This is a genomic window from Lactococcus sp. FSL K6-0773 (assembly GCF_038006485.1).
In the GTDB taxonomy this organism is placed as follows: domain Bacteria; phylum Bacillota; class Bacilli; order Lactobacillales; family Streptococcaceae; genus Lactococcus; species Lactococcus lactis.
The window spans coordinates 1,728,985-1,752,269 of record NZ_JBBOVF010000001.1 but is presented as its reverse complement, the minus strand read 5'-3'; the positions used below and the strand labels follow the sequence as shown (position 1 = coordinate 1,752,269).

At 36.0% G+C, this 23,285-nt stretch carries 23 protein-coding genes and 2 tRNA genes; 18 read left to right on the top strand and 7 right to left on the bottom strand.

All coding sequences use genetic code 11. The annotated features are described in order from the left end of the window. Window positions 1–2 precede the first annotated feature (2 nt). From MHB61_RS08575 to MHB61_RS08565, 3 genes are all read left to right on the top strand, one after another. Window positions 3–626: an HAD family hydrolase gene (locus tag MHB61_RS08575; RefSeq protein WP_003132281.1), complete on the top strand. Its 624-nt coding sequence runs from the start codon at window positions 3–5 to the stop codon at window positions 624–626. Between the two features lie 139 nt (window positions 627–765). Beyond that, window positions 766–2,175, top strand: a complete 1,410-nt coding sequence (locus MHB61_RS08570) for an APC family permease (RefSeq protein ID WP_003132282.1) — start codon at window positions 766–768, stop codon at window positions 2,173–2,175. Between the two features lie 148 nt (window positions 2,176–2,323). Continuing rightward, window positions 2,324–2,965: a lysophospholipid acyltransferase family protein gene (locus MHB61_RS08565; RefSeq protein ID WP_003132283.1), complete on the top strand. Its 642-nt coding sequence runs from the start codon at window positions 2,324–2,326 to the stop codon at window positions 2,963–2,965. Window positions 2,966–3,004: 39 nt separating this feature from the next. On the opposite strand, the gene MHB61_RS08560 is transcribed toward MHB61_RS08565, so the two are convergent. Next, a complete protein-coding gene (locus tag MHB61_RS08560) occupies window positions 3,005–3,496 on the bottom strand; it encodes a MarR family transcriptional regulator (protein ID WP_014570339.1) in 492 nt (163 codons plus the stop codon). 34 nt (window positions 3,497–3,530) lie between these two features. Continuing rightward, window positions 3,531–4,175 carry an NAD(P)H-dependent oxidoreductase gene (locus tag MHB61_RS08555; protein ID WP_003132286.1) on the bottom strand — a complete coding sequence of 215 codons (645 nt, stop codon included), beginning with the start codon at window positions 4,173–4,175 and terminating at the stop codon, window positions 3,531–3,533. A gap of 173 nt (window positions 4,176–4,348) precedes the next feature. On the opposite strand from MHB61_RS08555, the gene secA reads away from it, so the two are divergent. From secA to MHB61_RS08530, 5 genes are all read left to right on the top strand, one after another. Beyond that, window positions 4,349–6,946: a preprotein translocase subunit SecA gene (secA, locus tag MHB61_RS08550; protein ID WP_003132288.1), complete on the top strand. Its 2,598-nt coding sequence runs from the start codon at window positions 4,349–4,351 to the stop codon at window positions 6,944–6,946. Window positions 6,947–7,074: 128 nt separating this feature from the next. Continuing rightward, window positions 7,075–8,112, top strand: coding sequence for a 3-deoxy-7-phosphoheptulonate synthase (locus MHB61_RS08545; protein ID WP_003132289.1), 1,038 nt, complete (start codon window positions 7,075–7,077; stop codon window positions 8,110–8,112). Window positions 8,113–8,362: 250 nt separating this feature from the next. After that, complete coding sequence (locus tag MHB61_RS08540) at window positions 8,363–8,629, top strand: phosphocarrier protein HPr (RefSeq protein ID WP_003132292.1); 267 nt, start codon at window positions 8,363–8,365, stop codon at window positions 8,627–8,629. A gap of 2 nt (window positions 8,630–8,631) precedes the next feature. Next, window positions 8,632–10,359, top strand: coding sequence for a phosphoenolpyruvate--protein phosphotransferase (gene ptsP / locus MHB61_RS08535; RefSeq protein WP_003132294.1), 1,728 nt, complete (start codon window positions 8,632–8,634; stop codon window positions 10,357–10,359). A gap of 162 nt (window positions 10,360–10,521) precedes the next feature. Beyond that, complete coding sequence (locus MHB61_RS08530; protein ID WP_003132296.1) at window positions 10,522–10,740, top strand: hypothetical protein; 219 nt, start codon at window positions 10,522–10,524, stop codon at window positions 10,738–10,740. 131 nt (window positions 10,741–10,871) lie between these two features. Here the strand turns inward: MHB61_RS08530 and MHB61_RS08525 are convergent, their stop codons facing one another. From MHB61_RS08525 to MHB61_RS08515, 3 genes are all read right to left on the bottom strand, one after another. Next, window positions 10,872–11,171 (bottom strand): YbaB/EbfC family nucleoid-associated protein, encoded by a 300-nt coding sequence (locus tag MHB61_RS08525; protein WP_010905131.1) that lies wholly within the window; start codon window positions 11,169–11,171, stop codon window positions 10,872–10,874. A gap of 218 nt (window positions 11,172–11,389) precedes the next feature. After that, a tRNA-Leu gene (locus MHB61_RS08520) sits at window positions 11,390–11,475 on the bottom strand. Between the two features lie 84 nt (window positions 11,476–11,559). Next, window positions 11,560–12,495 (bottom strand): alpha/beta hydrolase, encoded by a 936-nt coding sequence (locus MHB61_RS08515; RefSeq protein ID WP_003132316.1) that lies wholly within the window; start codon window positions 12,493–12,495, stop codon window positions 11,560–11,562. Window positions 12,496–12,736: 241 nt separating this feature from the next. Here MHB61_RS08515 and MHB61_RS08510 point away from each other — a divergent pair, with 241 nt between their 5' ends. Beyond that, on the top strand, window positions 12,737–13,057 hold the full coding sequence (locus tag MHB61_RS08510; protein ID WP_021723289.1) for a SugE family quaternary ammonium compound efflux SMR transporter: 321 nt from the start codon (window positions 12,737–12,739) through the stop codon (window positions 13,055–13,057). Between the two features lie 121 nt (window positions 13,058–13,178). Then, entirely contained in the window at window positions 13,179–14,342 is a 1,164-nt protein-coding gene (locus MHB61_RS08505; RefSeq protein WP_014570341.1) for an MFS transporter, read from the top strand. A 194-nt stretch (window positions 14,343–14,536) separates the two neighbouring features. Here MHB61_RS08505 and MHB61_RS08500 read toward each other — a convergent pair. After that, window positions 14,537–14,623 (bottom strand) — tRNA-Ser (locus MHB61_RS08500). 159 nt (window positions 14,624–14,782) lie between these two features. Between MHB61_RS08500 and MHB61_RS08495 the strand changes: the two genes are divergently transcribed. Together MHB61_RS08495 and argH are read left to right on the top strand one after the other, a co-directional pair. After that, on the top strand, window positions 14,783–15,976 hold the full coding sequence (locus MHB61_RS08495) for an argininosuccinate synthase (RefSeq protein ID WP_032398793.1): 1,194 nt from the start codon (window positions 14,783–14,785) through the stop codon (window positions 15,974–15,976). Window positions 15,977–16,006: 30 nt separating this feature from the next. Further along, window positions 16,007–17,386 carry an argininosuccinate lyase gene (gene argH / locus MHB61_RS08490; RefSeq protein ID WP_003131811.1) on the top strand — a complete coding sequence of 460 codons (1,380 nt, stop codon included), beginning with the start codon at window positions 16,007–16,009 and terminating at the stop codon, window positions 17,384–17,386. A gap of 15 nt (window positions 17,387–17,401) precedes the next feature. On the opposite strand, the gene MHB61_RS08485 is transcribed toward argH, so the two are convergent. Beyond that, window positions 17,402–18,598: a multidrug efflux MFS transporter gene (locus MHB61_RS08485; RefSeq protein ID WP_012896978.1), complete on the bottom strand. Its 1,197-nt coding sequence runs from the start codon at window positions 18,596–18,598 to the stop codon at window positions 17,402–17,404. Between the two features lie 195 nt (window positions 18,599–18,793). Here MHB61_RS08485 and MHB61_RS08480 point away from each other — a divergent pair, with 195 nt between their 5' ends. The 6 genes from MHB61_RS08480 to MHB61_RS08455 all read left to right on the top strand — a co-directional run bounded on the left by MHB61_RS08480 (window position 18,794) and on the right by MHB61_RS08455 (window position 23,068). Beyond that, window positions 18,794–19,369: a TetR/AcrR family transcriptional regulator gene (locus MHB61_RS08480; protein WP_003131814.1), complete on the top strand. Its 576-nt coding sequence runs from the start codon at window positions 18,794–18,796 to the stop codon at window positions 19,367–19,369. 151 nt (window positions 19,370–19,520) lie between these two features. Further along, on the top strand, window positions 19,521–19,874 hold the full coding sequence (rnpA, locus tag MHB61_RS08475; protein ID WP_137016269.1) for a ribonuclease P protein component: 354 nt from the start codon (window positions 19,521–19,523) through the stop codon (window positions 19,872–19,874). Further along, complete coding sequence (locus MHB61_RS08470; protein WP_010905140.1) at window positions 19,871–20,680, top strand: YidC/Oxa1 family membrane protein insertase; 810 nt, start codon at window positions 19,871–19,873, stop codon at window positions 20,678–20,680. The genes rnpA and MHB61_RS08470 overlap by 4 nt, the downstream gene beginning before the upstream one ends. A gap of 88 nt (window positions 20,681–20,768) precedes the next feature. Continuing rightward, a complete protein-coding gene (jag, locus tag MHB61_RS08465) occupies window positions 20,769–21,683 on the top strand; it encodes an RNA-binding cell elongation regulator Jag/EloR (RefSeq protein WP_003131817.1) in 915 nt (304 codons plus the stop codon). Window positions 21,684–21,814: 131 nt separating this feature from the next. Continuing rightward, a complete protein-coding gene (gene rpmH / locus MHB61_RS08460) occupies window positions 21,815–21,949 on the top strand; it encodes a 50S ribosomal protein L34 (RefSeq protein ID WP_003131818.1) in 135 nt (44 codons plus the stop codon). A gap of 207 nt (window positions 21,950–22,156) precedes the next feature. Continuing rightward, window positions 22,157–23,068: an aldo/keto reductase gene (locus tag MHB61_RS08455; RefSeq protein WP_003131819.1), complete on the top strand. Its 912-nt coding sequence runs from the start codon at window positions 22,157–22,159 to the stop codon at window positions 23,066–23,068. The last annotated feature ends 217 nt before the right edge of the window (window positions 23,069–23,285 follow it).

Here is a 23,285-nt window from a genome sequence, read left to right as displayed (position 1 = left end):
TAATGACTGTAAAAAATATTATTTTTGATTTAGGTGGTGTAATTTTAGACTTAGGTTTTGAACGAATGGTCAATTCCTTTGAGAACTTAGGAATAAAAGATTTTTCTGCTTATTTTAATCCGCAAAAGCAAGTCGATTTTTTTGAGAAATTAGAATTAGGTCTTATTTCTCCCGAAATTTTTTATGACAAGTTTAGAGAAGCAACAAATAGCCAACTGACAGATGAAATAATTGAAGAAAATTGGAATTTAATTCTAAAAGATTTCCAAAAAGAACGAATGGATTTACTGACAGAGCTGTCAGCAGATTTTTCACTCTATCTTTTTTCAAATACGAATGCTATTCACGCTAAGTGTTTTGAGCAACGTTGTATCGAAGAAATGGGTCAGCCTCTATCAACTTATTTTAGAAAAACTTATTATTCACATGACTTGCATTTAAGAAAGCCAACAGTTGAAAGTTTTCAAGAGGTTCTTCGTCACTCAAATTTAAAGGCTGATGAAACTTTATTTATTGATGACAATGCGGATAATATCTTGGGCGCACAAGCAGCAGGTTTGAAAACTTATCATCTAAAGGCGCCAAAAGTACTGACAGAACTCAATTTCCAAGAAATAATTTACTGACAAGTCTGTCAGTAATTTTTTTTTGGAAAAAATATTTTTATACTGCATAAAGTTAGTTCTTGACAATTATCAGACAATTCGGTAAAATACAGTTTATTGAAATTATTTAGTTACAAATTCAGAAAAATGAGGATTTATTATGGGATTTATGAGAAAAGCTGATTTTGAGCTTTATCGAGATGCAGATAAACACTATAATCAGGTGTTAACCACACGTGATTTTCTTGCACTAGGTGTTGGAACAATTATTTCGACTTCTATTTTTACTTTACCAGGTCAGGTCGCTGCTCAATTTGCAGGCCCAGGTGTTGTCTTTTCTTACCTGCTTGCTGCATTGGTCGCTGGTTTTGTTGCCTTGGCTTATGCTGAAATGTCAACAGTGATGCCATTTGCGGGTTCAGCCTATTCTTGGATTTCAGTCTTATTTGGCGAAGGTTTTGGTTGGATTGCTGGTTGGGCTTTGCTTGCGGAATATTTTATTGCCGTTGCCTTTGTTGGTTCAGGCTTCTCAGCAAATCTGCAACAATTGCTAGCGCCACTCGGTTTCCATCTCCCAAAAGTATTGGCCAATCCATTTGGTACAGACGGTGGAGTTGTCGATATTATTTCACTTTTAGTCATTTTACTCTCGGCAATTATTGTCTTTCGTGGGGCATCTGATGCTGGACGAATCAGTCAAATTCTTGTTGTGCTTAAAGTAGCGGCTGTCATTGCTTTCATCATTGTTGGGATTACGGTCATTAAGCCAGCAAATTATCATCCATTTATTCCACCACACAATCCCAAAACAGGTTTTGGTGGCTTCTCGGGAATCTGGTCTGGGGTATCAATGATTTTCTTGGCCTATATCGGTTTTGATTCAATTGCAGCCAATTCAGCGGAAGCTAAAAACCCCAAAAAAACAATGCCACGTGGAATTATTGGGTCGCTTCTAATTGCTGTTGTTCTATTTGCAGCAGTAACCTTGGTACTTGTAGGGATGCATCCTTACTCAGCCTATGCAGGAAATGCAGCGCCAGTTGGTTGGGCTCTTCAACAATCAGGTTATTCTGTTTTATCAGAAGTTGTAACAGCTATTGCACTTGCCGGAATGTTTATCGCCCTTTTGGGAATGGTTCTTGCAGGTTCACGTTTGCTTTATGCTTTTGGACGCGATGGACTTTTATCTAAAGGTTTGGGTAAAATGAATGCTCGAAATCTTCCAGCAAATGGTGTGTGGACCTTAGCCATTGTTGCTATTGTCATCGGGGCATTCTTCCCCTTTGCTTTCCTTGCTCAACTTATTTCAGCAGGAACTTTGATTGCTTTCATGTTTGTTACACTTGGAATCTATTCACTTCGTCGTCGTCAAGGAAAAGATTTGCCAGAAGCAACTTACAAAATGCCTTTCTATCCAGTTTTACCAGCTCTTGGTTTTATTGGTTCATTATTTGTATTTTGGGGATTGGATGTGCAAGCAAAACTTTATTCAGGAATTTGGTTCCTTATTGGAATTTTGATTTATTTTGCTTATGGAAATCGTCGAAGCAGAAAATCAGAAGAAAAATAAAAAGATATTATAAAAAATGGTTTCAAAATCTTTTGGAACCATTTTTTTGTCATCATTTTGGAGCGGACAAAAATTGCTAAAATTACTAAAATAAGTTAAAATAGGGAAGTTATCAGCAACTATGATATGAGGAGTAAATTACCCAAAAATGAAAGAATATGAAAAACAACATCGAATCTTTTATGTCTTTTTACGCAATCTTGTCGCTTTTTTACTTTTGATTTTGAATGGAAAAAGTAAATACTACAATGTTGACCGAATTCCTAAAGATGAAAATTATATATTAGTCGCCCCTCACCGAATGGCTTGGGAGCCAGTTTGGTTTGCTTTTGCAACTCGTCCTAAACAATTTATTTTCATGGCGAAAAAAGAATTGTTTAAAGGTTTTGGGGGTTGGTGGATTAAAATGTGTGGTGCCTTTCCAGTTGACCGCGAAAATCCAGGAACTAAGCCTTTAAAACATGCGGTTAAAATGCTTAAAGAATCAGATAAATCAATGATTATGTTTCCATCAGGAAGTCGTCATAGTGCAGAGATGAAAGGTGGGGTTGCGGTCATTGCTAAAATGGCAAAAGTCCGAATTGTACCTGCCGTCTATCAAGGGCCTTTGACGATGAAAGGTGTTTTCAAGCGTCAAAAAGTGTCAATAAATATTGGACATCCAATTGATATTTCAGATATTAAAAAGATGGATGAAGCAGGCATTGCCGAAGTTAACCGTCGAATGGAAGTTGCTTTTGCAGAACTTGATAAAGAATTGAACCCAGATTTTCATTATGAAGCAAAATAAAAAACTCTAGCAAATTGATTTGCTAGGTTTTTTTTTGACTTATTCTGAATCAAAAAGTCCTGCTTCTGTCAGATTGAAATCAGACAGAAAGCTCAAAATAATTGATTTTTCTTGTTCATTATATTTATCGAAAATTTGTCCAAGTCTAATATCCATGATTTTATGCATTTTATCGTGAATGGTCGCTACTTTTCGACCTTTGACTGTCAGGTGATAGAAAATTTTCTTTTTATCACTTTCAGATTGATAAGTAGTTAAAAACTGATATTTGATTAAATTTTGGACAGCACGAGTCACTCCGCCACGAGTGACGGATAATTTTGTGGCTAATTTAATACCGGTTAAATCTTCTTTGGTCAAAGCTGACAAAATGTGAAGGGCAACAACTGACAAAGTCAAAACTTCTTTTTCCAATTTATCATTATCTAATTGAGCTAAAATCCAGCTTCTTTCCTGAGAACGATTGTCAGTTGCATGTCGTAACTCATGCAATTCTTTTGAGATTTGTTGGTTTAGGTCTGCTGAGGTCATCTTATCCATGCTTACATTATACAATAAAAGGGAATTAGAAGGCTTTCCCAAAATTTTCTGCACTGGTAAATGCTTTTTCTTTTAATTCATCCGCACGTTCTGGGTAGCGAGCATATCCTTCTACGAAAAGTTGTTGACGGTTCTCGTCAGTAATTCCTACCATTTTCATTGTTTGGTCAATATAAGCAGCACCTAAATCGTTAGCCATATGTGTTGGGTCTTGTTCATTATGATAAAATCCTCCGGCTGATTGAATATGAAGCGATTTTTTTCCTTCAAGTAAGCCAATCGGACCATTTTCAGTATAACGGAAAAGTTTTCTAGGCACAGCAATAACATCAATATATTGTTTCAATTCAGCAGTGACAAAGCCGTTGTACATAGGGTTGACGAAAACATATTTGTCAGCTGATAGAAATTCTTCTAAATATTCTTCGTGTCGATGTAGTAAATTTTTATCATCAGCACTCAGTGTATCAGGAGCATATTTATTACGTTTCCAAGCAGCAAAAGTTTCATTATCAAGAGCTGGGACCTTTTCTGAAAATAAATCACGGATGATTATTTTATCTAAAGGATGAGACTCTTGATAAGATTTTTTGAATTCTTCTACTGTAGCAAGAGACCAGCTAAAGTCGTCAGTATGTGGGTGAGCTAAAATTATAAGTAAAGTTGTCATTTTTTTATTCTTCTTCCTTTTTGTTGATAAGCAACATTATAAACTTAATTTTGTTGCTTGTCAACATGAAAACGAATTAAATTCGAATTATTTGTGGTATTTCAGTTTGTAAAAGCTATGTAAAAGTGTTACAATTAATGGTAATATCCACTTATTTTTGTGAAAGAGAAATTATGCCGAATATTATTAGAAAACTTGTCGAAAACGACAAAAAAGAGCTCAAAAAACTCAATAGAATGGCGCTTCAAGTTGAAAGTTTCGCTGATGAAATGGAACATTTGACTGATGAGCAATTGAAAGCCAAAACTCCCGAATTAAAAGAACGTATTGCAAAAGGAGAAAGTCTTGATGATCTTCTCTATGAAGCATTTGCTGTCTGTCGTGAAGCAGCCCGCCGTGTGCTTGGCTTATACCCTTTCCACGTTCAAATTATGGGTGGGATTGTCTTACATAATGGTGACGTTCCCGAAATGCGTACTGGTGAAGGTAAAACTTTAACTGCGACAATGCCAGTTTATCTTAACGCTTTGTCAGGTAAAGGCGTTCACGTTGTTACTGTCAATGAATATTTGGCAACACGTGATATGACTGAAATGGGTGAACTTTACAGCTGGCTTGGATTGACTGTTGGCTTGAACTTGAATTCAAAATCACCAGAAGAAAAACGTGAAGCTTACAACTGTGACATCACTTATTCAACATCAGCTGAGCTTGGCTTTGATTATCTTCGTGATAACATGGTGACACGTGCCGAAGATATGGTTCAAAAGCCATTGAACTATGCTCTTGTCGATGAAGTTGACTCAATCTTGGTCGATGAAGCCAGAACACCTTTGATTATTTCTGGACAAGCTGAAAGTTCATCAGCACTTTACTATCGTGCTGACCAATTTACTAAGACATTAAAAGGTCAAAACTTGAATGTTGCTACTTCTGAATATGAAGAAGGCGACGATTACAAGATTGATTTACAATCAAAAACAATTTCCTTAACTGAAGAAGGAATTGATAAGGCCGAAAAATTCTTCCAAATCGAAAATCTTTATGATATGGAAAATGTTGCCTTAACTCACTTTGTAGATAATGCTTTACGTGCCAACTTTATCATGCTTCACGACATCGACTATATGGTTGATGAAAACCAAGAAGTTTTGATTATTGACCAATTTACTGGACGTACGATGCCTGGACGTCGCTATTCTGATGGTCTTCACCAAGCAATTGAAGCTAAAGAAGCTGTGCCAATTCAAGATGAATCAAAAACAATGGCTTCAATTACGATTCAAAACTACTTCCGGATGTATAAAAAACTGTCAGGGATGACAGGGACTGCTAAAACCGAAGAAGAAGAATTCCGTGAGATTTATAACATTCAAATCACACCAATTCCAACCAACCGTCCTGTTCAACGTTTAGACCATCCAGATTTACTTTACCCAACTTTGGAAGCTAAATTTAAAGCAGTTATTGATGATATTAAACGTCGTCATGCTGAAGGTCAACCAATATTGATTGGTACTGTTGCTGTCGAAACTTCCGAATTGATTTCTAAGAAATTGGTTGAAGCAAAAATTCCTCACGAAGTTTTGAATGCGAAAAATCACTTCCGTGAAGCACAAATCATCATGAATGCGGGTCAACAAGGAGCGGTAACGATTGCGACCAACATGGCCGGTCGTGGGACTGATATCAAGCTTGGGCCTGGTGTAATTGATCATGCAGACCCTGAATTCCGAGGTCTTGCTGTTATTGGTACTGAGCGTCATGAATCTCGTCGTATTGATAATCAATTACGTGGTCGTTCTGGACGTCAAGGTGACCCAGGGGTTTCACAATTCTATCTTTCTCTTGAAGATGAATTAATGAAACGTTTTGGTTCGGAACGTGTTTCAGCTTTCTTAGATAGAATGCGTATTTCTGGTGAAGATGCTGTCATCAAATCTGGGTTGATTACTCGTCAGATTGAAAGTTCACAAAAACGTGTCGAAGGAAATAACTACGATTCTCGTAAACAAGTCTTGCAATATGATGATGTCATCCGTGAGCAACGTGAAGTTATTTATGCGCAACGTCAGGAAGTTATCTTGGCTACAGAAGATATGACTCCTGTTTTGATGGGCATGTTCAAGCGAACAATTGATCGTCAAGTGGATGGTCATGAACTTGCAGGAAGTCTTAAAGATGAAGAAAATGTCAAAAATCTCTTGCAAACATTACACAATACAATGTTGCCAGAAGATGGCATTGAATTGTCTGAACTGACAGGCTTGTCAGTACAAGCAATGAAAGATTTGATTTTTGATAAAGTCAAAGCTCGTTATGCTTCACAAATGGAAAAATTATCTGACCCAGAACGTCAGTTGGAATTCCAACGTGCAGTTATCTTACGAGTTGTTGATAATAACTGGTCAGAACACATTGATGCGCTTGACCAAATGCGTCAATCAGTAGGACTTCGTGGTTATGCCCAAAATAACCCTATTGTTGAATATCAAGAAGAATCATATAAAATGTACAATAATATGATTGGTGCGATTGAATTTGAAGTGACTCGTTTGATGATGAAAGCTCAAATTCAACCACAAACGGCAATCCGTCAGGAAGCGCCAAGAATGACAACCACAGCTTCACAAGAAAATATTACAAATGTTGATACTGAACATTCTGTCAGTGAAGAAGTTTCATTTGAAAATGTTGGTCGTAACGACCTTTGTCCTTGTGGTTCTGGTAAGAAGTTTAAAAATTGTCACGGACGTACACATATTGCCTAAAAGGCCAATTAATTTACTGACAGTTCTGTCAGTAAATTTTTTTATATTAATGGACGCAAATAAGTATAGAATTAAATAAATTTTTGATACAATAGATAAAATAACAAAGCGAAATACGAGGAATTGGAATGAGTTTTAAAGAAATAAGTCCTAAGATAAATATTGATGCAATTAAGATGTTGGGACATCTCAACAGTGAGCAACAAGAAAAAAAATTGCAACGAGATAAAGAACTTGAAGCAATTATAAAAGGTGAAGATGACCGTTTACTCTTGATTATTGGGCCATGTTCGTCAGACAATGAAGAAGCAGTTTTAGAATATGCTCGCCGTTTAGCTAAACTTCAAGAAGCAGTTAAAGATAAAATTTTTATGGTCATGCGTGTCTATACTGCAAAACCTCGTACAAATGGCGATGGCTATAAAGGATTGATTCACGAACCAGATGCTGACGGTCATACTGATTTAATCAATGGAATCAAAATGGTTCGTGATTTACATTACAAGGTCATCACTGAAACTGGTTTGACAACTGCTGATGAAATGCTTTACCCAGAAAATCTTCCAATGGTAGATGATTTGGTCAGCTACCATGCGATTGGTGCACGTTCTGTTGAAAATCAACAACACCGTTTTGTTGCTTCTGGGATTGATGTGCCAACTGGTTTGAAAAATCCAACATCAGGAAATTTGAAAGTGATGTTTAATGGAATTTACGCCGCTCAACAATCACAAGATTTCCTCTTTGGCCGTGCAGAAGTTCAAACATCAGGAAATCCTTTAGCACATGCGATTTTGCGTGGTGGACAAGATGAAAATGGAAAATACCATCCAAACTACTACACTGATAACTTGCTTGATACAATTGAAATTTATGAAAAAATGGGCTTGAAAAATCCTTTTATTGTCATTGATACAAACCATGATAACTCTGGTAAAAAATTTATGGAACAAATCCGTATTGTTCGTCAAACCTTAGTTAATCGTGACTGGGATGATAAAATTCGTCAAAATGTTCGTGGCTTCATGATTGAATCTTACCTAGAAGATGGTCGCCAAGATAAACCAGAAGTATTTGGTAAATCAATTACTGACCCATGTTTAGGTTGGGATAAAACAGAAGCACTTGTTCAAGAAATTTACGAAGCTGAAAACAAAAATAACTAAAAATGAAAGCTGTCAGAACTGACAGCTTTTTTTCAGCTCATTTTCTTCAGGAAAATAATATAAAAAATACTTATTTGATGATAAAAGAAATCAAAGTCTAGCAACCATTCAAAAGCAGCCATGAAAAAAATAATGAAAAATTAACAGCAGATATTGCAAACCCTTTCGTTTTGTGGTACAATTTCAAGAGTGATAGATATTTTAGATATCGTCAATAAAAATGAAAAAACATCTAAGGAGAACCATAAAAATGGCATCTAAAGAATTCCACATCGTTGCAGAAACTGGTATCCATGCACGTCCAGCTACATTGCTTGTGCAAACAGCTTCAAAATTCACATCAGAAATCACTTTGGAATACAAAGGTAAATCAGTAAACCTTAAATCAATCATGGGTGTTATGTCACTCGGTGTTGGTCAAGGCGCTGACGTTACTATTTCAGCTGAAGGTGCAGATGCTGACGATGCAATCTCAACAATCGCTGAAACAATGACTAAAGAAGGACTCGCAGAATAATCATGACAACTATGCTTAAAGGTATCGCCGCATCATCAGGTGTAGCAGTAGCTAAGGCATACTTGCTTGTCCAACCAGATTTGTCTTTTGAAACAAAGACAATTGCTGATACAGCTAATGAAGAAGCTCGCCTTGATGCAGCACTTGCTACATCTCAAAGCGAGCTTCAACTTATTAAGGACAAAGCAGTAACAACCCTTGGTGAAGAAGCAGCATCTGTATTTGACGCTCATATGATGGTCCTCGCTGACCCAGATATGACTGCTCAAATTAAAGCAGTAATCAACGACAAAAAAGTTAACGCTGAATCAGCCCTCAAAGAAGTAACTGATATGTTTATCGGTATCTTTGAAGGAATGACTGATAATGCTTATATGCAAGAACGTGCAACTGATATTAAAGACGTTACAAAACGTGTTTTGGCTCACCTTCTTGGTGTTAAATTGCCAAGTCCAGCGCTTATCGATGAAGAAGTAATCATCGTAGCAGAAGACTTGACACCATCTGATACAGCTCAATTGGACAAGAAATTCGTTAAAGCCTTTGTTACTAACATTGGTGGACGTACTTCTCACTCTGCAATTATGGCTCGTACTTTGGAAATTCCTGCTGTTCTTGGAACAAATAATATTACTGAACTTGTTTCTGAAGGTCAACTTTTGGCTGTTTCAGGATTGACTGGTGAAGTAATTCTTGATCCATCTACTGAACAACAAAGCGAATTCCACAAAGCTGGTGAAGCTTATGCTGCTCAAAAAGCAGAATGGGCTGCTCTTAAAGACGCTGAAACTGTTACAGCTGATGGACGTCATTATGAGCTTGCTGCTAATATCGGAACACCTAAAGACGTTGAAGGTGTTAACGATAACGGTGCTGAAGCAATTGGTCTTTATCGTACAGAATTCTTGTACATGGATGCACAAGATTTCCCTACAGAAGATGACCAATACGAAGCATATAAAGCTGTACTTGAAGGAATGAACGGTAAACCAGTTGTTGTCCGTACAATGGACATCGGTGGTGACAAAACATTGCCTTACTTTGACCTTCCTAAAGAAATGAACCCATTCCTCGGATGGCGTGCACTTCGTATCAGCCTTTCAACAGCTGGTGACGGAATGTTCCGTACACAATTGCGTGCACTCTTGCGTGCTTCTGTACACGGACAACTTCGTATCATGTTCCCAATGGTTGCTCTCGTAACTGAGTTCCGTGCAGCTAAGAAGATTTATGACGAAGAAAAAGCAAAATTGATTGCTGAAGGTGTTCCAGTTGCAGATGGTATCGAAGTAGGTATCATGATTGAAATTCCAGCAGCAGCAATGCTTGCAGACCAGTTTGCTAAGGAAGTTGATTTCTTCTCAATTGGTACAAACGACCTCATCCAATATACAATGGCTGCAGACCGTATGAATGAACAAGTTTCTTACCTTTACCAACCTTACAATCCATCAATCCTTCGTTTGATTAACAATGTAATCAAAGCAGCTCACGCTGAAGGTAAATGGGCTGGTATGTGTGGTGAAATGGCCGGCGACCAAACTGCTGTACCATTGCTTATGGGTATGGGGCTTGACGAATTCTCTATGTCAGCAACATCAGTACTCCAAACTCGTTCACTTATGAAACGTTTGGATTCTAAGAAAATGGAAGAATTGTCTAGCAAAGCTTTGAGCGAATGTGCAACAATGGAAGAAGTTATTGCCCTCGTTGAAGAATACACTAAATAATCTTTTCAATTGATTTGAATAAATGAATCCTGTCAGTTCTGACAGGATTTTTTGTAATCTATTTATCAACAACAAATTTACTGACAGAAAAACTTATCCACGTGGATAAGTTTTTTGTATTATTTTAATGTTAAAACGTACAATAATGATAAGTGGAGAGAAATGGCAAAATTAAATTTTTTTGATTACTGGTTAGTTGGAGAGGAAGGTTACAGTCTCATTTTGATATTGATTTTACCTAGCCAAATTAATATTAATTTCTGGCTTGTTTTGACGAGTAAGCAAACTAGCGGTTCAGTTTTTAATATTATTGTCCTACCAATTTTGATGGCCTTGCCTAATCTAATTCAACGGGTGATGACCTCAAATTCTATTTATTAGACTAAACAAAAATATATTATTCTGATATTGAATTATATTTTACTTTTAGTGACAACTTTTTGGTTGCTAACATTGCCTTTTGGTCAGTAAAAAAGTTACTGACAAAAAATCTGTCAGTAACTCATACATGCTTAAAATGGTAATCCTTTAGTGAATTTTCCAAGTTTTTGTTCAGTAACTTTTTCGATTTGGCTTAGCGCATCATTAACAGCATCAGTAACCATATCTTGTAAAGTTTCAGGATCTTCAGGGTCAATCACATCAGGTTTGATGTCGAGAGATTTCAAAGTGCGGTCACCTGAAAATTCAACAGTTACAAGGTCTTGAGCAGATTTACCAACAAAAGTTGTATTGGCAATTTCTTCTTGTGAAACTTGCATTTGCTTTTGAAGTTTTTGTGCTTGTTTCATCATTGATTGCATATTCATCATGGAAATATTACCTCTTTTAGAAATTTTGTTGAAAGCCTTTCAACACCTCTCTATTTTACCATAAAAAAAGATAATAAAAAAATAGGAAAATAAAGGAGAGGCAAATGAAACGTATGTAAAGTCACTTTTTATTTACTGGCAGAAGTAGAAAGGTTTGAGGAGCGTTCTGTCAGTAAAAAATGAGACAAAAAAACTCAGCCTTAGCTGAGTTTTATTAGTGCGGTGGGCGGGACTTGAACCCGCACCAAGAAAATTCCCGACAGGATCCTTAATCCTGCGCGTCTGCCAATTCCGCCACCACCGCGAAAACAGTACCTAAATATAATACCATTTTCATTGTTCTCTGTCAAGAATTAACTCGTAATTTACTGACAAGATTCATAGTAAATTATGGATTATAAGCTTTCATAAATTTTGAAATTGTTTGGCGGTAAAGTTCAGGATTTGTTTCAAATGATTTGGCGTGAGCAGCCCCTTTGATAACCAATAATTCTTTTGGCGTTCCTTTTTTGACAGCTTTATAATTTTCGTAAACCATCGAAGTAGGGACATAAGTATCATTACTTCCATGAATCAATAGAATAGGAAGTTTATCTTTTGTCAGTGCTTTTGTAGCACTAGCCTCTTGGAAAAACCAACCTTGTCGCAATTTACTTTCAAGAGAAACACTATAAACGAGTGGGAAAGGTGGAATATTATAACTTTCTTTTGCTTGATAAGTAATTTCATCCCAAGCGTTGGTATATCCACAATCTTCAATAATATTTTTTACTGACGAAGGCAAAGATTTTTCGCTGGAAGCCATCATTACTGTAGAAGCTCCCATGGACAGTCCATAAAGACTTATTTGACTCTCAGGATTCTTGTCAGTTAAATAGTTAGCCCAAGCAATGACATCAAATTTGTCATGATAACCAAAAGTGATGAATTTGCCTTCTGACTGACCGGCCCCACGATTATCTGGCATGAGCACATTATAACCTAATTCATGAAAAAGTTGACCATACTGGCGCATAGCCGACTTATCTTGGCGAAAACCATGTATCACGATTACTGTATTATTAGTTTTGTGCTCAGCTGGAACATACCATGCATCAAGTTTTAGACCATCATTTTTAATTGACTCAGTACTTTTGGATAATTTATCGAATTTTTGTACCAAAGAATAATTAGGACTGCTACTTTTGACCTGACCAATCTGTTGATTATTTCGAACACAGGCAATTTGATAAAAATATAAAGTTGCTCCTAAATTAATAACTAAAAGAAGAGCAAAAAGGCCAATTATCACACGCCAGATTTGTTTTTTTCTAAATTTTTTCATGAATTTTATTATACATGAAATTCAATATAAAACCAAAATTAAAAGATTCTCTGTTTTAATAATAGATTTAATCATTCAACTCTAAAAAATAAATTTAGCTTTTTTAATAAAAGTGTGATAGAATGAAGAAAATAGAATAAATACTCCACCGGGAGTTAAATCGTATGAACGATTGTTTGCATTTCAGTAGGTCTGAGAAGAAATGTAGATGGTCGTTCTTTTTTTAGCTGAGGAGGCAAAAATGACTTGGATTTATTTACTTATAGCGGGAACATTTGAAGTGGCTTGGGCAACAACAATGAAGTTGAGCCACGGTTTTTCAAATTTGAAGTTTACACTACTGACGATCATCGGAATGATTGCTAGCTTTGGTTTTCTTGCGCTAGCTCTAAAAAAATTACCTTTAGGGATTGCTTACCCAATTTGGACGGGGATCGGAGCCGTTGGCTCAATCTTAATCGGACTTATTCTATTCAAAGATAAAGTCCCACCATTAACTTGGCTTTTCATTGCCTGTTTAGTCGTGGGTATTATTGGAATAAAAGTAACAAGCGGTCACTAAAGATGATACAGTCTTTTAATTTTTTAGTATATAGATTTCATGATATAATAAGAGAATTGGTAAAAAATAAAAGAAATAGCAATAGAATAATCTATTTGCTATTTTTAATGAGGAGGAAAAAATGAAAAACAAAAAAAGCATGATGAATTTAGCAATTTCTAATCTGTTTTTAGTATTTTTGGGTGCAGGTTTAGTCATTCCTGTTTTGCCAACCCTTAAAGAACAAATGCACTTTTCAGGAACAACAATGGGAATGATGATTTCTATTTTTGCAATTGCTCAATTGGTTGCTTCACCAGTCGCTGGTGCTTTATCTGATAAAATTGGGCGCAAAAAACTCATTGCCATTGGAATGATTATTTTTTCTTTTTCTGAACTTTTATTTGGTTTAGCACAAGCGAAAACAGGTTTTTATATTTCGCGAGCGCTAGGGGGTGTCGCAGCTGCGATGCTCATGCCTTCAGTTACTGCTTATGTGGCTGATATGACCACAATTGCTGAACGTCCTAAAGCGATGGGGCTTGTTTCAGCAGCAATCAGTGGTGGCTTTATTATTGGTCCTGGAGTGGGTGGTTTTATTGCCCATTTTGGAATACGTGTTCCTTTTTATGTTGCAGCAATTTTAGCTTTCCTTGGTTTTATTTTAACTATCACAATTTTAAGAGAACCAGAGCGCACAATTGAAAGTCATCAAGAAATCGAAAAAGTTTCATTTCTTGATATTCTCAAAAATCCATTATTTGGTTCACTCTTTATTATAATTTTGATTTCATCATTTGGTTTACAGGCCTTTGAGTCAATTTATAGTATCATGGCAAGTATTAACTTTGGTTTTAGTATGAGTGAAATTGCTTTGGTAATTACAGTGAGTGGAATTTTAGCCCTCTTTTTCCAACTTTTCTTATTTGATGCAATCGTCAATAAAATTGGTGAACTTGGCTTGATTCAATTAACTTTCTTTGCCAGTGCAATCTTCATTGCTGTTATTGCCTTTACAAAATCAAATTTAGTCGTTGCTCTTTCTACATTTGTTGTTTTTCTGGCCTTTGATTTATTTAGACCGGCTGTAACAACCTATCTTTCAAAGCATGCGGGCAATCGGCAAGGGGCAATCAATGGCTTGAACTCAGCCTTTACGAGTTTTGGGAATATTTTAGGGCCAATGGCCGCGGGTTATATGTTTGACCTTAACCATTTATTTCCATATTATATCTCTGCGATTATTCTACTGGGAACCGGATTTTTATCACTATTCTTAAACAGAAAAAATTTCAGTAAAATCTAAATAAAACTTTCAATTTTATTATATTTATAACTACTACCTTGCAAAAAGTGGTAGTTTTTTCATAAACAAAAATTTTTTTGAATAAAAAAACCTCCTGATGTAATCTTATACAGTCAGGAGGAAAAGGAGTAAGCGTATTGGTCACTGGATTTTCTATAATTTTTTCAAATAGGGGAGAAAAATCCATTTATAAAAGGAGTCAAGGGGATTTGAACCCCTGCGCCGCTTTACACGGTTCGACGGATTTCGAGTCCGCTGCATTACCACTCTGCCATGGCTCCACTCCTTTATCTAAATTAATTATATCACAGTTGATTCTCTTCTTGAAATAATATGAAATTGCTAGAATGAAAATAAAACGCATATTTATACAAAAATGTTGACAAATGAATAAATATGCTGTACAATTGCATTTATATTAATTTGAAAGAAGAAAAATGATGGGAAACAAAAAAATTGTCTTGGCATATTCGGGTGGATTGGATACAAGTGTTGCTGTAAAATGGTTGACTGATAAAGGATTTGACGTCATTGCTGCCTGCATGGACGTTGGTGAAGGAAAAGACTTGAATTTTATTCATGATAAGGCACTTCAAGTAGGGGCAGTGGAATCTGTTGTTTTGGATTGCAAGGAAGAATTCGCTAAAATATTTGTTGGAGCTACACTCAAAGGAAATTTAATGTATGAAAATAAATATCCTTTAGTATCCGCTTTGAGTCGCCCTTTGATTGCTCAAAAATTAGTAGAAGTAGCCAAAGAAAAAGGGGCAACGGCTATTGCTCATGGTTGTACAGGAAAAGGAAATGACCAAGTGCGTTTTGAAGTAGCCATCCATTCTCTTGCGCCTGAGCTTGAAGTCATTGCTCCAGTTCGTGAGTGGCATTGGGCTCGTGAAGAAGAAATCGAATATGCCAATCAAAATGGTGTTCCTATTCCTGCTGATTTAGACAATCCCTACTCAATTGACATGAATTTATGGGGACGTGCGATTGAAGCTGGTGTTCTTGAAAATCCTTGGAATACTTGTCCAGAGGATGCTTTCTTTATGACTAATTCTGTGGAGGACGCTCCAAACGAAGCTGAATATATCGAGGTTGAGTTTAAAGAAGGATTACCAATCGCCTTAAATGGAAAAAGCTTAGAATTGCATGAAATCATTAAAGAAGTGAATATTATTGCAGGAAAACATGGAATTGGTCGGATTGACCATATTGAAAATCGCCTGGTTGGGATTAAATCCCGTGAATTTTATGAATGTCCTGCTGCCATTACTTTATTAAAAGCACATAAAGATTTGGAAGATTTAACTTTCGTTCGAGAACTTGCACATTTTAAACCAGTTCTTGAAAATGAATTAGCAAACTTGATTTACAATGGTTTGTGGTTCAATCCTGCTACTAAGGCTTTGATCGCTTATCTTGATGAAACTCAAAAAGTAGTTAACGGGATTGTAAAAATTAAATTATATAAAGGTTTAGCAACACCAGTGGGACGTAAATCAACTAATTCGCTTTACAGCGAAAAATTAGCAACATATACTGCTGCAGATGAGTTTGACCAAGCAGCGGCAGTTGGATTTATTAAATTGTGGGGTCTACCTACTCAAGTCAATGCTCAAGTAAATCTCAAATAATAGCTATAGGAAAATTTGGAAAGTAAGAGAATGGTAGAAAAACTTTGGGGAGGACGTTTTGAGGCGTCACTAGATAAACAAACGGAAGAATTTGGAGCATCAATTAAATTTGAGCAACGACTTGCTCCTTTTGATTTAAAAGGCTCATTAGCTCATGTAAAGATGTTGGGTGAAACAGGAATTATTACTACCGAGGAATCCCAAAAAATTGCCGAAGGTCTGAAAAAAGTAGAAGAAAAGCTTCTTAATGGCCAAATTGAATTCAAGATGGAAAATGAAGATATCCATATGAATATGGAATCTTATCTTCATCAAGAAATTGGTCCACTAGCTGGTAAATTGCATACGGCTCGCTCTAGAAATGATCAAGTGGCAACAGATATGCATCTATACCTAAAAAGTATCTTAGAGGCCGTTTTAGAAGCTTTAAAAGGGTTAAGAGAAACAATTGTAAAGCTCGCTGTAAACCAAATTGATACTATTATGCCTGGTTATACTCATTTACAACATGCACAACCGATTTCCTTTGGTCAACATCTAATGGCTTATTATCAAATGCTGACACGTGATTTTGAACGTTTTGAATTTAATGTTAAGCATACAGATATGAATCCTTTAGGAGCGGCAGCTCTAGCTGGGACAACGTTTCCGATTGATAGAATGTTGACGACAAAATTACTTGGTTTTGAGAAGGCTTATGATAATTCAATGGATGCGGTCAGTGACCGTGACTTTATTTTAGAATTTCTCTCAAATGCAAGTTTGTTAATGATGCACTTATCAAGATTTTGTGAGGAGCTTTTACTATGGTCTAGTCATGAATTCAAATTTGTCAGTCTGTCTGATGCATATTCTACGGGTTCTTCTATTATGCCACAGAAGAAGAATCCAGATATGGCAGAATTAATCAGAGGAAAAACAGGCCGCGTTTATGGAAATCTTACAGCTTTATTGACTGTGATGAAAGGTTTACCTTTAGCTTATAACAAAGATTTGCAAGAAGATAAAGAAGGAATGTTTGATAGTGCTGATACTATAATAACTTCTTTAACAGTTATGAATGGGATGTTGTCAACTTTAACTGTAAACCGTGTAAACATGGAAAAATCAACTGAACAAGATTTTTCTAATGCGACAGAGTTGGCCGATTACCTTGCAGCAAAGGGCCTTCCTTTTAGAAAAGCTCATGAATTAGTTGGTCTCTTAGTATTAGATTGTATAAAAAAAGGAATTTACCTCCAAGATGTAAATTTACAAGATTATCAAATGCTATCTCCATTAATCAATGAAGATGTTTATGAAGTTTTAAAATCAAGAACGGCAGTTTCAAGAAGAAATTCTCTAGGTGGTACAGGATTTGAATCAGTTAAAAAACAAATAGAAGAAGCAAAAAAAGAACTTCAAATTTGAAGTTCTTTTTTATAATTAGTTTTTTACAGCAAGTGATTTAGTATGTGTAAAGTAGTTTATTAAATTAAAGACAACCAGAATTGCTGAACCCACAAAGACATAACGATAGTCAATAAATCCAGCAATAGCTGAACCAAGTAAGGGACCTGCAAAAGCACCAATTGATTGAGCAGATTGATTATAAGAGAAAATTCGACCAGTAATAGCTTGAGGAGATTCTTTTGCTAAGATGGCTTGAACTGAAGGGAGAATTGCCGCATCAGAGACTCCGACAAGTAGTCTCATAACAATTAAAAACCAAACATTAGTTGTCATTGCTGTGATTGAGAAGACGATTAGTGAAAAGAAAAGTCCAAAACCAAGGATTTTTCTTTGACCAACTTTATCACCTAGACGACCTAAGAATGGAGCAGCCACTAATGTAACGATTCCTGGGGCAGCAGCGACAATTCCGGCCATGAAAGTAATGTTTCCTTGACCATGCATAAGTTCTTGGACATAGAGTGAAAGAACTGGATTAATCGATTGATTGGTCATTTGAGTAATGAGGGTTGCAAAAAACATGCCCCAAATAATGGCTGGGTGGGTAACAACTTCCCAAACTTGTTTATAGGAAAGCATGTTTTTCTTCTCAACGGGCTTAAATGTTTCTTTGACAAAAAATAAAGCAAGGAAAAAGACGAGAAACATAATGATTCCTGTGACGCTAAAAACGCGACGATAACCAGTTATATTAACAAGTATTCCGCCAATGATTGGACCGATAAGAGTTCCAGCAACAGATCCTGTTGTAAGGAGCGATAAGACGGCCCCTGATTTTTCCTTTGGTGCAGAACTGGCCATTAAGGCCATTGAATTAGAGACAAAACCAGAAAAGGCCCCAAGTAGCATGCGTAAAATAAGCAATTGCCAAGCAGCTGTAACAAAAGCCATTAATGAAATTGAAATTGCCATCCCAAGAGAAGCGCGTAAGAGCATCAATTTCCGACCTTTCTGGTCAGCTAATCTTCCCCAAAGGGGAGAAACGATTGCTAAAACAATAAAGGTGGATGAGAAGACCAAGCCTGACCAGATGTTTAATTCCGTTTTTGAGTAATGGCCAAGTGTACTGATGTAAAGTGATATAAAAGGGGCGATAAGACTTGAACCTATCCCCGTCATAAATGTCCCAAACCAAAGGACAATTAAATTTCGTTGCCATGATTCTTTCATGAATGAATGCCCTTCTTTCTTGATGTATTCATAATAATATTATAAAACTATTGTTCATAGTTTGTCAATGACGAATCATTGCTTGAAAAAGATTGAGAATAGTTTTATACTGATAGTAAGATAGTTTGAATCGACTATAAAAGTTCAAACTTCGAGTAAACTTTCGGCATCGAAAGTATTGAAAGGAATCCAATTATGGCAAGGATTGCATTGACTCGTGATAAAATCGTTCAAGCTACTATTGAACTAGCTGGTAAAATTGGTCTCTCTAATGTTAGTTTTCCGCGCTTAGCTGAGTATTTTGGAATTAAAGCTCCGTCACTTTATAATCATTTTAAAAATATGGAAGAAGTACGTGTGGCAACGGCAGTCTACCTCCAAAAAGAATTAAACTATGAACTAACTCATGCAATGGTGGGACTAACTCCTTTGGCAGCACTTAGGGCTTATGCTGAGAGTTATAAAAGATTCGCTGAAAAATATGAAGCAGTTTATGAACTGATTAATGTAATACACCAAACAAATAATGGGGAACTTGAATATTTGGCAAAAGAAAATATTCGTTTGGTTCGTCGAAGCTTGGAAAATTTTCATTTGTCAGAAGAAGAAAATTTTCATATCAGTCGGATGTTTCGCTCAACGCTTCATGGATTTATCACTTTAACACAATTAGGATATTTCCGTCAGTCTGGATCAATTTCTAAAGAAGAATCCTTTACTTACATGGTCGATCATCTGCTTAGTCGTCTAGATAATCCAGAAAATATTTAAAAATACCTTGTTAAATACATGGTATTTTTAAATGCTAAATGTAACTGATAATTCCTTCGTTCTATATAGAACGTTTTCAAGTGATATAGTGACTTTTTAGCAAGTTTATGATAAAATTAATACGATAATTTCTAAAATGGGAGAGAGTGGCTTGGCTATAAAAAAAATATATCGCGTTAAACGCTCAAAGGATTTTGACCAAATTTTTTCAGCGAAACATAGCTTTGCCAATAAAAAATTTGTGGTCTATAAATTAAACACAAATCAACCTCATTTTCGTGTAGGTCTATCAGTAAGCAAAAAGCTTGGTCATGCGGTTTTGCGTAATCGAATTAAACGTCTTTTACGCCATGCCATTGCTGAATTTAAGCCTTATTTGACAGATGAAGATTTTGTAATTATTGCACGTTCGGGTGTTGAAACACTCAGTTTTGAGGAAGTAAAGAAAAATCTAAAACACGTTTTGAAGTTGTCAAAAATCTATGTGGATGGAGAAAACGATTGAAAAAGAAATTTAGTTTGATCGCAATGGCAGGGGCGGCTCTTTTGTTGCTTACAGCTTGTGGAACAACAGCTGTGACAAGTAGTTCAACCAACCTTTGGGACCAAATTGTATATGGCTTTGCACAGGTTATTCGTTTCTTGTCATTTGGTGGTTTGACCGGAGTTGGTATTATTTTATTCACGATTGTTATTCGGGCAGCATTGCTTCCCTTGATGAATATCCAAATCAAATCTAGCCAACGTATGCAAGAAATTCAGCCAGAAATCAAAAAAATTCAGGCTAAATACCCAAGCAAAGATATGGAATCTCGTCGTTTGATGAACGAGGAAATTCAAAAACTTTATGCAGAAAATAAAGTCAACCCTTACATGGGTTGTTTACCACTAGTTGTTCAAATGCCAGTGCTATGGGCACTTTATCAAGCCTTGTCTCGTGTGGACTTTTTGAAACACGGAACTTTCCTATGGTTTGAAATTGGTGCTAAAGACCCTACTTTTATTTTGCCTATATTGGCTGCGGTCTTTACTTTCTTGAGTTCATACTTGATGATGAAATCTGCTCCAGAAAGAAATGCAATGACAACTTCAATGACTTATATCATGCCTATTTTCATCTTGATTATGGGGGTTAACTTTGCTGCTGGGATTGCACTCTACTGGGTAATCTCTAATGCTTTCCAAGTATTCCAAACAATGTTGTTGGCAAATCCATACAAAATTATTGCGGCGCGTGAAGCTAAGGTACAGGTCGAAAAAGACAAAATTAAAGCTCGCGAAAAAGCATTGAAGAAAGCAAGAAAAAAATAAAAAATACCATTGGCAGTTTTTATTTTAATTTGGAAGTTGTGCTAGAAATTGTCAATAGGCTTTATCATATGACAGGAGTAGTTTTATTATGGCTATTTTTACTGGTGAAACGGTCGAAGATGCAATCGAACGTGGCTTAAATCGCTTAAATGTTAAGCGTGAAAATGTTCATATTCATATTGAACAAAAAGAAAAAAAGGGTTTCTTAGGATTTGGAAAGAAACGGGCTCGGGTTAATATTGAGCCAATCCATGAAGAAACAGTGCGTAAAGCTGACCATTTAGCAGAACGTGGTGTGGATGATACAATTAATCTTGGTGTGCCTAAGTCACAATCTGCTATGGAAGCAACACTTGAATTAAGCCAAGTGGTTAAAGCTGTCCGTGCGGCTGAGAGAGAACAAAATGGTGAAATCACTGAAGAAGAGCGTAATGCGATTATTGAAGTGGCTAAAAAGACGGTTGTTCAAAATCGTCAAGGAACAGCAGACCTCTCTGATGTGGTTTCTGCTGTTAAAGAAGAAGTTGAAGCGAAGAAAGAAGTTTCAAACGAAGATGAAAAAATTGCTTCAAAAATTTCAAGCTATTTAACAACTATCACACAAGAAATGGGAATTGCAACGCGTGTTTCAGTTTCTCGTGACGGAAATTTAACAGTTTTCAATTTGACTTCTAATCATGATGCTTTGCTTATTGGCAAACATGGTAAAATTTTACAAAGTTTGCAAATTTTAGCAAAAGCTTACGCTAATAGTATTTTGAATACAAGAATGAATATTGCTGTTAATGTGGGTGATTATCATGAAAAACGCAAAGCTTATATCGTAAGTCTTGCTCATCGTGCAGCTGAACGTGCGCGTGGCGGTGAAACTGTTTATATTAATGATTTACAGTCTAATGAACGTAAAATTGTTCACACTATTATTGGTCAGGAAAATGGTGTATCAAGTCATTCAGAAGGACAGGAATATAATCGCTATATTGTTGTGGCTAAAGAGATTTAGCCTTGACAAAAGACCTTTCATAGTGTAGAATTGTAAGGTATGCTTTTAATAGCAGTAAAAAGATGAAAGGAACACCGAAAAGGTGGAGCTACTTTCAACCAAAAGTGAAGTAGCCCAGGGACTTATATAAAATGAAACGTACTTACCAACCACACAAAAAATCTCGTAAGACTACTCACGGATTCCGTAGCCGTATGGCAACTAAAAACGGACGTCGTGTCCTTGCAGCTCGTCGTCGTAAAGGACGTGCTTCACTTACAGTTTAATTTGTAAATGAAATTGAAATCAGCTTATGGCTGATTTTTTTTATTTGATTATTCCTAAATAAGGCAGGAGTCGGTTGATGATTAAATATATTTTGTTAAACGGTTTCATTAATTGTGTTATAATGGTTTTATTAAATAATTAGTGAAATTTTTTCCTTTGTTGATTGAAGATAAGGTGAAATCTCACACTTAAAGGAGAGTTTTGTCGTGAAAAAATTCAAAATTGGTGAACTTGAAGCTTCTCAAATTATTTTAGGTTGTATGAGAATTAATGAAGAGGGAAAAGATCCGGTTGCTGTCATTGAAAAATCGGTAGAGCAAGGGATAAATTTCTTTGACCATGCTGATATCTATGGGGGTGGAGCTTGTGAATCGATTTTTGCAGATGCTCTAGAAAAATCGTCAGTAAAACGAGAAGATATTATTTTACAGTCAAAATGTGGAATTGTTCCTGGGAAAATGTTTGATTTTTCAAAAAAACATATTATTGAATCGGTTGAGGGGAGTTTATCTCGTTTAAAAACTGATTATTTGGATACTTTGCTCTTGCATCGTCCAGATACTTTAGTCGAACCTGAAGAAGTAGCTGAGGCTTTTTATGAATTGGAAAAAGCAGGGAAAGTACGTTATTTTGGGGTTTCTAATCAAAATCCTGGTCAAGTTGAACTGTTGAAAACAGCGGTGAAAGAGCCATTGTTATTTAATCAATTACAGTTTGGCTTGAAACATACGGGAATGATTGATGCTGGGATTCATGTAAATATGAGTGATGAAGGTTCTTTTGTTCATGATAATGGAATTTTAGAGTATTCTCGTATTAATAAGATGACTATTCAGGCTTGGTCACCTTTCCAATATGGTTTCTTTGAAGGCGTCTTTGTTGGAAATGAAAAATTCCCCGATTTGAATAAAAAATTGGAATTTTATGCAGAAAAATACAATTCTACTCCAACTGGAATTGCTGTCGCTTGGATTAATCGGCATCCTGCCAATATCCAAACAATTATTGGAACGATGACATTGAGCCGAATTGAAGAAATTGCTGCTGCTTCAGATATTGTCTTAGAACGTGCGGAATGGTACGACTTGTACATGGCAGCTGGAAATATTTTACCTTAAAATCATTGTAGTAAAGACTAGTTTTTAAAACTAGTCTTTTATTGAACTTATTTTTATAATTTATATCTTTGGAAATTTTTAACTTAAATTTAAAAGCCTTGATAGAAGGCTTTTATTTACTTTAATGGAGAAAACGGTTGAATTCAAGCAAAAAATAACGTATAATTAACATGTATCTAAGAAATTTTTAATGGGATATTTCTGTCAGTAAATAAAA